Below are 2,360 nucleotides of genomic sequence, written 5' to 3'. Positions count from 1 at the left end.
CGCGCTGGGGTGCAGGCGCGGCGCGCATACGCCTTTGCTATACTCCCCGGATGATAGCGAAAATCAATGGCGACCGGGCGCTGAAGCTCGCTCGCGACGTGCTCGACATCGAAGCTGACGCCGTGCGCGGGCTTCGCGACCGGCTCGACGACAACTTCGTCGGCGCGGTCGATCTCATCCTCTCCTGCCGCGGCCGCGTGGTCGTTTCCGGCATCGGCAAATCGGGCCACATTGCGCGCAAGCTCGCGGCCACGCTGGCCTCCACGGGCACGCCGGCCTTCTTCGTGCATCCCGCCGAAGCGAGCCACGGCGACCTCGGCATGGTCACCGCCGACGACGTCTTCATCGGTCTGTCGAATTCCGGCGAATCCGAGGAACTCGTGGCGATCCTGCCGCTCGTGAAGCGCATCGGCGCGAAGCTGATCGGCATCACCGGCAATCGTCCGAAGTCCACGCTCGGCCAGCTGTCGGACTTCCATCTGGACGCCGGCGTCGAAAAGGAAGCCTGTCCGCTGAACCTCGCGCCCACCGCCAGCACCACGGCGGCGCTCGCGCTGTCCGACGCGCTCGCGGTCGCCGTGCTCGACGCACGCGGCTTCGGCGCCGACGACTTCGCGCGCTCGCACCCGGGCGGCGCGCTCGGCCGCCGCCTGCTGACCTACGTGCGCGACGTGATGCGCACCGGCGACGAAGTCCCGACGGTGCCCGACACGGCCACGGTCCGCGACGCGCTGTTCCAGCTCACCGCCAAGCGCATGGGCATGACCGCGATCGTCGACCCGCAGAACCGCGTGAGCGGCATCTTCACCGACGGCGATCTGCGCCGCGTGCTAGAACGTGTGGGCGACTTCCGCGATCTGCCGATCGCCCAGGTCATGACGAAGGGCCCGCGCACCATCGGCCCCGACCAGCTGGCCGTGGAAGCCGTGGAACTGATGGAGCGCCATCGCATCAATCAGATGCTGGTGGTCGGCGCCGAAGGCGAGCTCATCGGCGCACTCAATATGCACGACCTCTTCTCCAAGAAGGTGATCTGATGGCGGTTCCCGAACTCGATGCGACTGCGCGCGCCGCGCGCGTGCGTCTGATGATTTTCGACGTCGACGGTGTGCTCACCGACGGCGGCCTGCTCTTTACCGGCGCGGGCGACACCATGAAGGGCTTCAATTCGCTCGACGGCCACGGCGCCAAGCTGCTGCGCGAAGCCGGCATCGACACGGCCATCATCACCGGGCGCAAGTCCGAGATCGTCGCCGTGCGTGCGAAGGAACTGCGCATCACGCATCTTTATCAGGGCGTGGAAGACAAGCGCGTCGCGTTCAAGCAGTTGCTCGCCGAAACCGGCCTCGCGCCCGAACAGTGCGGCTACATGGGCGACGACTGGCCCGACCTCGCGGTCATGCTGCAGGCGGGCTTCTGTGCCGCGCCGGCCAACGCGCACACCGACGTGCTCGCGCGCGCTCACTGGGTCACCGACAAGACCGGCGGCCACGGCGCCGTGCGTGAAGTCACCGACCTGATCCTGCGCGCGCAAGGCCATTACGACGCCCTGCTCGCGGCCGCCTGCTCGGCGCACTCCGAAGCGGGCACGGAGCCGCGATGAACCAGAAGTTCCGGCTCACGTCGCTGATCCCGATCGTCTGCGTGGCGTTTCTCGCAGGCTTCACCTGGTGGCTTTTCCAGGCGGTCAAGCCGCACGAGAACGAGGCCGCGCCGCGTCCGCTCACGCACACGCCGGATTACTTCGCCGACCAGCTTTCGGTGTCCGAGCTCGACCAGTCGGGCGCGACGCAGTATCGCCTCACCGCCACGCACATGGTTCACTACGAGGACAACGCCTACAGCGACCTCACGATGCCGGCGGTGCGCGCGTTCCAGCCCGGCAAGCCGGTGGTCACGGCCACGGGCCTGCGCGGCACGGTCAACGGCGACGCCTCGATCGTCGATCTGTACGACGAGGCGCGCATTCTCCGCGCGGCCGGCGCCGGCGATCCCGAGATGCAGGCGGATTCCGAACATTTCCGCGTGCTCGTGAACGACGATGTGATCCTGACCGAAAAGCCGGTTAAACTTCGTCGCGGCCTGTCGGTCATGACGGCCACCAACGGCATGAACTACAACAATGTCACCCGGGTCATCCAGCTCTTCGGCAACGTCCGTGGCGCGATCGCCCCGGCTGACTCCGGCGGCTCGTCCTGATCCCCGGGCCGTCCACGCAAGGCACGATTGCATGAACGATTCGCTTCCCCATTCCTTGTCCGGCAGCCTGCGCAGCGCGCGCTGGCGCCGTGCCGCGCTCGCGGCGCTGACCGCGCTGGCCGCGGCCGATTGGTAGAGGACACGTCTGAACCCCAGTACCC

Annotated in this window: 3 protein-coding genes; all 3 read left to right on the top strand. The window is 67.8% G+C overall.

What is annotated here, in order from left to right; all coding sequences use genetic code 11:
- Nucleotides 1–50: 50 nt before the first annotated feature.
- Genes kdsD through lptC form a run of 3 tightly spaced genes read left to right on the top strand, consistent with a single transcriptional unit; the run spans nt 51 to nt 2,199 of the window.
- Nucleotides 51–1,037: an arabinose 5-phosphate isomerase KdsD gene (gene kdsD, locus G3N97_RS38250; protein ID WP_205997919.1), complete on the top strand. Its 987-nt coding sequence runs from the start codon at nt 51–53 to the stop codon at nt 1,035–1,037.
- The gene (locus G3N97_RS38245) at nt 1,037–1,603 is read left to right on the top strand and encodes an HAD family hydrolase (RefSeq protein WP_065062216.1); all 567 of its coding nucleotides are present in this window, start codon (nt 1,037–1,039) and stop codon (nt 1,601–1,603) included. Before kdsD ends, G3N97_RS38245 begins: the two co-directional genes overlap by 1 nt.
- Nucleotides 1,600–2,199, top strand: a complete 600-nt coding sequence (lptC, locus tag G3N97_RS38240) for an LPS export ABC transporter periplasmic protein LptC (RefSeq protein ID WP_205997918.1) — start codon at nt 1,600–1,602, stop codon at nt 2,197–2,199. Before G3N97_RS38245 ends, lptC begins: the two co-directional genes overlap by 4 nt.
- The last annotated feature ends 161 nt before the right edge of the window (nt 2,200–2,360 follow it).

Source organism: Paraburkholderia sp. Ac-20347, from assembly GCF_017104805.1.
Lineage (GTDB): Bacteria > Pseudomonadota > Gammaproteobacteria > Burkholderiales > Burkholderiaceae > Paraburkholderia > Paraburkholderia tropica.
The sequence above is the reverse complement of the archived record's forward strand: the minus strand, read 5'-3'. Positions and strand labels throughout refer to the sequence as shown.

Coding starts and splice junctions, on each gene's coding strand:
- kdsD (WP_205997919.1), top strand. CDS start 51: ATGATAGCGAAAATCAATGGCGACCGGGCGCTGAAGCTCGCTCGCGAC.
- G3N97_RS38245 (WP_065062216.1), top strand. CDS start 1,037: ATGGCGGTTCCCGAACTCGATGCGACTGCGCGCGCCGCGCGCGTGCGT.
- lptC (WP_205997918.1), top strand. CDS start 1,600: ATGAACCAGAAGTTCCGGCTCACGTCGCTGATCCCGATCGTCTGCGTG.